This window comes from candidate division WOR-3 bacterium (assembly GCA_016867815.1).
Classification (GTDB): domain Bacteria; phylum Hydrothermota; class Tepidihabitantia; order Tepidihabitantales; family Tepidihabitantaceae; genus UBA2258.
Window position 1 is genome coordinate 20,632 of the sequence record VGIR01000040.1, and the last position, 7,240, is coordinate 27,871.

Consider the following 7,240-nt stretch of genomic DNA (forward strand, 5'->3'; position numbering starts at 1 on the left):
CCGAGTGAGTCTGACGAATCGAGGAATCTCTCATGAGAGACACCTCGGGTCACGTCGCTCGCCCGGGCCTGTGCTTGAGCTTGGGCTTGAGCCCCTACTGTGGTTTTCCCGCGAAGAGCGGGTAGAGGCGCTCGCGGGTCGGCTGGTCCACTTGGCTGAAGTGGGAGAACTGCATGGAGTTTGCGGCGCGGCCTTGGGAGAGGGAGCGGAGCTGGGTGGCGTAGCCGAAGGTTTTGACCAGCGGGAGTTCGGCCTTGATTATCTGGTGGCCTTTGACCGGTTCCAGGTGCAGAATCCTGCCGTCACGCGAGGTGACGTCGCCGAGCACGTTGCCCAGGTACTGGTCCGGCGTTACGACCTCAAGCTCCATTATCGGCTCAAGGAAGGTCGGGCTGGCGGCCATGAAGGCTTCGCGGAACGCCTGGCTCGCCGCAACCTTGAAATCCACCTCGGCCGAGTCCTGCTCGTGCCAGGAGCCGTCCAGGATGCGTGCCTTCACGTTCACGACCGCGTAGCCGGCAAGGACCCCGGATTCAAAGCAGTCGTGGACCGCCTGAGAGACCGCGGCGGCATATTCGCGGGGCAGGGTTCCGGGCTTGAGTTCGTCCACGATCGTGTTGCCCTGAGCCGAGGGTTCGAGCATGATCTTGACGACGGCGTAGTGGCCTTTGCCGCCGGCCTGCCGGATGAACCTGCCTTCAGCGCTGGCCGAAGCGGTAACGGTTTCGCGGTAGGAGACCTGCGGCTTGCCGGAGTGCACTGCAACCTTGTAGTCACGGGCGAGTCTGTCAATCAGGATTTCGAGGTGGAGTTCGCCCATGCCGGACAGGATGAGTTGGCCGGTTTCCTCGTCGGTGCGGACCTTGAAGGTCGGGTCTTCGAGCGCGAGCGTATCGAGTGACGTGTGCAGCCGTTCTTCGTCGGCCTTGGTCTTCGGTTCTATGGCCAGGAAAACGACCGGCTCCGGGTACTTGACCGGCTCGAAGGCAATCGGATGGGCGAGGTTGGCCAGGGTCTGGCCGGTGCGGGGTTCCTTCAGTCCGATGACCACGCCGATCTCTCCGGCGGAGAGCGACTCGACTTCCTGCTGACGGTTGGCGTGCATGATGGCGAGCTTGGGGATGCGCACGCGCTTCATCTCGGGCACCGACATCACGACCTCGCCCTGCTCGACCTTGCCCGAATAGACGCGGATGTAGGCAAGCATCCCGCGCTGCGGGTCTGAGGCCAGCTTGAAGACCAAGGCGGCAAATGGAGCCTTGGCGTCGGCCGGCCGGGTCTCTTCCTTTTCCGTCTTGGGGTTGGTGCCGCGCGCGGGGGGAACATCCAGCGGCGATGGCAGGTAGTGGATGATGCCGTCGAGCAGCTTCTGAATGCCCTTGTGTTTGAACGCGCTGCCGCAGAAGACCGGCACGATTCGGAGCGCGATGGTGCCCTTGCGCAGGGCGCGTTTGAGGTCGCCCTCCTCGATTGGCGTCCCGGCCATGTACTTCTCCAGCAGTTGCTCGTCGAACGTGGTGAGGACGTCGATCATCCGGTGCCGGTAGTCGACGACTTCGGGTAGGCGTTCTTCAGGTATCGGCACCTCTTCAAAGGTTGCGCCGAGGTCGTCGGTATGCCAGACGAAGGCCTTCTCCGCTACCAGGTCGATTATGCCCTTGAACTCATCTTCTTCGCCGATGGGCAACTGGACAGGGACCGGTATCTGCTCGAACTTCTCCGCCATCATCTTGGTGACCCGGTAGAAGTCCGAGCCGCTCCGGTCGAGCTTGTTGACGAAGGCGAGGCGGGGAACGTGGTAGCGGTCGGCCTGGCGCCAGACGGTTTCGGACTGAGGCTCGACCCCGCCGACCCCGCACAGGACTATGATCGCTCCGTCCAGCACTTTCAGCGAGCGTTCGACTTCGACCGTGAAGTCCACGTGGCCGGGAGTGTCGATGATGTTGATGCGGTGCTCCAGCCACTGGACGGTAGTGGCCGCGGCGGTGATGGTGATGCCGCGTTCGCGTTCCTGCGCCATCCAGTCCATCTGGGTGTTCCCGTCATCGATGTCGCCCATCCGGTGAATCCGACCCGAGTAGTAGAGGATGCGCTCGGTCGTCGTCGTCTTGCCCGCGTCGATGTGCGCGGCTATGCCGATGTTCCTGATGTGCGCCAGGTCGGTGCTTTCCACGGAGGTCAATGCTATTGCCTGAAAGCGGATAGTCAAGCGGAGAGGCACAGCATAGTGATCCAGTGGTCATGTGGTCCAGTGGTCGAGTGGCGGCAGCCAGCCGCCATCGGCTGGGGTTGCGCAATCGGGTTGGTGTGGTATCCTCTCCCGTGGCCGACCATCCAACCATGAACGACGGTTCAGATTTCCGCGCGGACGTGAGGCGGATCTGGGACGAGTTCCAGCGCCTCGGCAGGTCGCGGGATTTCGGAAACCTCGAGGGCGGGAGCGTCGAGCAGCAGCGCGACAAGAGGTTGCAGCTCCACCACTGCGCCAACTACGCGGCGGTGCTCCAGGTTCTGCGTGGCTCTCGCCCGCTTGGGACACGATCCGATTCGTCAAACGATTCGGTCATGTCCCGCGCTCCGTTGCGGTTACTGGAGTTGGGCTGCGGCAGCGGCGGCCTGACGAGCGTCCTGGCCAAAGTCATGCCCGAGAGCTGGAGCATCGAAGCGACCGACTACTCAGAGCGCCTGCTGACTGGGGCACGCGCACGGTTCGAATGCGCGAACCTCCGTTTTCGGCATCTGGACGCGCGGTCGCTGGCGCCGGAGCGAATGGGCGGGGTCGACGCCGTGCTGTTGCTCGAGGTTATTGAGCACCTGCCGCCGGATGAGGCTGAAGGACTCCTGCGTCGTGTCTACGACGCGCTCGAGGTCGGCGGAATGATGGTGCTGACCACGCTTGACCGGGCGGCCTTCCCGCGGCCATTCTCCGGGTACGCCCCGCACTTCGTCGAGTATACCCACAAGTCGCTCTCGGAGTTCCTGGGCGACCCCCGGCGCAGCCCGTTTGAGGGGCATGACGTGTACCGACTCGTCTCCGAACGCATCGCCGCGGAGTCGGTGCGGGCCGAGCAACGTGGCGGCTATCTGGCAAACCGGTTCCAGCGGATGGTGCTGGGCATCGGCCGCCGGCATCCCAAACTGGGCGCGTGTCGAGAGTGGCTGGAAGCACGCCTCTTTCGGCTCTACTCACTGCTGCCGGAACGCGACGGGTTCGATTTCGATGGCTACCTTGCCACACTCGACCTCATCCGTTCTGAGCCCGAGCAGCACGACCACGATTCGTTCGGGCTCGTCGCGGTGCTGCGAAAGTCCGGCGAGGCGCGGGACATGACCCGATTGTCCGACAATCGGGATCGTGTCCCAAGCCACAGAGCAACAGGTGGCTAGTCTGGCGTCCAACAGCTCTTCTCGTGTCGCCAGTCAGTCCGAAAACCGCGGCTCTGCAGCGAAAACGGGGACTGCACCGTCCCTCACCCTCGCCCTCTCCCAGAGGGAGAGGGAAGGGGTGAGGGTGAAGCTTCCCGACTTCCTGCTCCGCGCGGTTGAGTTCCGCGGCTCGCGCCTGCGGATACTGGACCAGACACTCCTGCCCCATCGGACCGTGTATCTCTACCCGAGGAGTGCTGCAGAAGTAGCCGGAATCATCAAGCGACTCGCGGTCAGAGGCGCACCTGCCATCGGCGTCGCCGCAGCCTACGGCCTCGCAGTAGAGGCGAAGCGGCTGCCCGACAGCAAGCTGGAGCCGGGGCTCAGACGGGCGGCAGAAATGCTGGCCGCCTCGCGGCCGACTGCAGTCAACCTGAAGTGGGCAGTCGTCCGTGTCATGCAGTCCGTGTCCGTCCGTGCGATGTCGCCCGATGAGACGCGCCGAGCGGTGCTCGCGGAAGCTCAGCGGACCGAGACCGAGGAAGTTGAACGCTCGCTCGCGATGGCCCGGTTCGGAGCCAAGCTGCTCCCGAAGGGCGCCAACATCCTTACCATCTGCAACACCGGCGCGCTGGCCGGACCGGGGATGGGAACGGCGCTTGGTGTCGTGATTCAGGCGCACTTGGACGGCAAGAAGCCGAGTGTGTACTCATGCGAGACAAGGCCGCTACTCCAAGGCAGCAGGCTGACAACGCTGGAACTGCTTCGTGCGAGGATACCTGTTACCCTGATCGCGGATAGCGCCGCAGCCAGCGTCATAGACCGGTGCGACCTCGTGCTGGCCGGAGCGGATCGGATTGCGGCCAACGGCGACACGGCCAACAAGGTTGGCACGAGGATGCTCGCAACGCTCGCGCGGGCCGCGCGCAAGCCGTTCTACATTGTCGCTCCGACCTCGACCTTTGACCCGGTGACTTCGAACGGCGGCAAGATCGTCGTAGAGGAGAGAGGTGGGGAAGAGGTGCGTAGCTTCCTCGGGTGCCGAGCCGCGCCCAAGGACGTGCCGGTATTCAACCCGGCCTTTGATGTGACTCCTGCCCGCCTCATTACCGGCTTCATCACTGATCGCGGCATCATCCACCCGCCTTACCGCGCTGCCATCCGACGCCTGCTCGGTCGCTAGTCCGCGCTCGTTCAGCACTAGACTTGTCTTCCTACTGTTCAGAGAGTAATCAAAAACCCGGCGGTACGGCCCAAAACGAGAGCATGCCCAGTTGCGGTCCGGATAGCGTGCTCAGTAGCGGGCCAGGCAGCGGTGCAGATGACTCAGCGAATTGCCGGGCAGGCAACTGCCCGAACGACGGACAGAGCTGCGGGCACGGCTATCAGCCCAGCTCTCTACACACTAGCCTCACGAGCTATCCGCCCAGCAACGGCCCGAGCTGCTATCCAGACTGCGGTCGCCATTGCGGGTGAAGCTGCGGAGAAGGTTCCCGTCCCCGCAACAGCCCTCGCTCCCTGCCAGATTGCCGGCCCAATTGCTGTCCGGATGCCTTGCCCGGCTACTGCCGCAGCCATCCGCCCGACTCCTCCTCGGGCCATGGTCCAGATGGTCCCCGGGGTAGCGGCCTGCGCAATGTGGTATTGGACCTAGCTTGCTGTTAACCCTGCTACTTACACGGAACAAGGCCTTGCCATGCTGTCTACTTTAAAGTAGACTTGGACCATGGCGAAGCAAGCCGCAGAGAACAAGACGGCCATTGACGGCCTGTTCCCGCTGCTGAGAGAACTGCGTACACGGGCCGGTCTGACCCAGCAGCAGATCGCGGAAGCGACTGGAGCGGGCGGAGCACATGGCCGCAAGCTCATCGCCAGGCTTGAGGCCGGACACGTCCAGAACCCGTCAATCAGGCTCGTGCTCAGTTACCTGTGTGCCTGCAAGGCAACTTCAGAGGACCTGACTGAGTTCCTGGACGGATACTTCGGCTCTCCGATGCCTGTGCCCACGCGACCGATCCGCGGCCCGCGCATTCCCAAACCCAGGCCGGAAGACCTGGCTCTGCTTGCCCTGCGCAAAGAAGCTGCCTGGTGGAACCTGCGCAGGGTGATCGAGGTGATGCTCCATCACGAGTTGAACGGCCTTAAGGCAAAGCCGATGAGCAAGGAGCGCAAGACCGTGGCCGACTACGGCCGCAAGGTCTTCAAGATTCTCTACCAGACAAGACAACTGCGGCCGGTACTGCGAGAGCGACGGCTGAAACGCTGCCGGGCATGGGCTGAGCGCAAGGTAGTACAGGCCGACGTCATTGATTACCTGGGTAGAGTCGTGACCGAGCTGTTCAACGACATGGAGACAAAGGGCGAGCTGGACTGGCTGCCGCCGACTGAGGAGGCGAAGCACCTGATGCTGCTCTCGCCCCGGCACAGGATTGAGACCGACTATGACCTCTGCCGTACCGAGTGGATGGCGCGGGCGGCGAAGGAGCACGAGGCCCGCGAAGAAGCGCGCAAGCCGGTCATCGAAGCGGCGCTTGCCATGCTCCGTTCATCGGGTGTGACCGGAAACCGGATTGGCAACTACCAAGGCATCATCAATGCGTTTCTGAACGTAGCCGAGGCAACGCAACCGGGCACCGCCGCCCGCGAACGGATCATTCGCGACATCGTGAGCGGTCACCAGCAGTCCTATATCGACCAAGCCCTCCTCCACCGCCTCGCCGAACTGGTCTTCTCCCTCCGCGCCTAGCCGGCACGGCGCGAGGTCGTACACCTGCCGGTGCGGCATCACTCAAGTATCGGCCAACGGTCTCACGCAAGTATCGGTTTCGAGCCGCCCGCCGAACCGGACAACGGCTACGTCCCTCGGCTTGACTCGGAGCGGACTTTGAGTAGTTTACTGCAGATGGAGACTGAGTCTTCTACTAGCTTGATGAAGACTCGAAGCGAAGTGCCTCAGTCCAGCCATGGGAACAAGCGAAGTGTCCCCGTTTCTCCCCAGAGACAAAGAACTCTGCGCCTCATAGCATATCTCCTCTATTGTAGCTTGGTTATGCGCAGGTGATTTATCCTATCGCCGACGTTCACTCGCACGATGTACACCCCCGCTGCTCTGCTGCTCAGGTCAAGCAGGTAGCGCGTAGTACCTGGACCCGCGTCGAGAGCGTCGGCCCTTCCTGCGGACTTGCCGGTCACGTCGAATACCTGAAGATTTACCTCCTTTCTGGTTGCTTCCGTGAACTCAATACTCACGCGTCCGTTCGTCACCGTACCCAGGACGCGAGCCTCGCCTGAACGTAACGGCACTTCCGACCGTTCAGTCACTGCTAACGTCGCCGTGTCAAAGATGCACACTCCCGCGCTCCAGCACGACGCGTATACGTAAGGTGAATCGCATACCACTCGCCTGACGAAATCCGGTGTTGAATAGTATGCCAACAGCCTCGGATTTCGTGGATCCGAAATGTCCACCAACCCGAGCCCCTTTGCGCCCACATAGGCGTAGTCACCGAGCACTTTCACGTCGTATCCCGCGTTGCTGACGGGCGCAGCGCCCAACTCATAGACATTGAGCAGGTTCGCCACGCTCCAGATGTGCAGCGAGTCATCGAAGTCGGAAACGAACAGCAGACTGTCGCGCACACAACAGCCCCAAGCGCTGGCTCCGGCCAGGACCTTCACGGGCGAGGGATTGCGAGGATCAGACACGTCCACAACGTAGACGCCATCGTACGGACCTGCAATGTATGCTACTAATCAGAGCATAAAATGTTTGACATGGGAGTCGGTTTGGTGTATACTGTGAGTAATGAGAGAAGACGATACTCGGCGTCTATCGCCGGCGGCTTTGGATGTGCTGCGTGTGCGGGTGATGAAA

General features: G+C 62.4%; 5 protein-coding genes. 3 read left to right on the forward strand and 2 right to left on the reverse strand.

The genetic code is table 11. The features are described 5' to 3' along the window. Positions 1-94: 94 nt before the first annotated feature. On the reverse strand, positions 95-2,173 hold the full coding sequence (gene fusA, locus FJY68_07630) for an elongation factor G (GenBank protein ID MBM3331703.1): 2,079 nt from the start codon (positions 2,171-2,173) through the stop codon (positions 95-97). Between the two features lie 62 nt (positions 2,174-2,235). On the opposite strand from fusA, the gene FJY68_07635 reads away from it, so the two are divergent. The 3 genes from FJY68_07635 to FJY68_07645 all read left to right on the forward strand — a co-directional run bounded on the left by FJY68_07635 (position 2,236) and on the right by FJY68_07645 (position 6,112). Next, a complete protein-coding gene (locus FJY68_07635; protein MBM3331704.1) occupies positions 2,236-3,387 on the forward strand; it encodes a class I SAM-dependent methyltransferase in 1,152 nt (383 codons plus the stop codon). Between the two features lie 142 nt (positions 3,388-3,529). Then, a complete protein-coding gene (mtnA, locus tag FJY68_07640) occupies positions 3,530-4,549 on the forward strand; it encodes an S-methyl-5-thioribose-1-phosphate isomerase (GenBank protein ID MBM3331705.1) in 1,020 nt (339 codons plus the stop codon). A 543-nt stretch (positions 4,550-5,092) separates the two neighbouring features. Continuing rightward, complete coding sequence (locus tag FJY68_07645) at positions 5,093-6,112, forward strand: helix-turn-helix domain-containing protein (GenBank protein MBM3331706.1); 1,020 nt, start codon at positions 5,093-5,095, stop codon at positions 6,110-6,112. A 287-nt stretch (positions 6,113-6,399) separates the two neighbouring features. On the opposite strand, the gene FJY68_07650 is transcribed toward FJY68_07645, so the two are convergent. Further along, entirely contained in the window at positions 6,400-7,071 is a 672-nt protein-coding gene (locus FJY68_07650; protein ID MBM3331707.1) for a T9SS type A sorting domain-containing protein, read from the reverse strand. Positions 7,072-7,240: the final 169 nt, after the last annotated feature.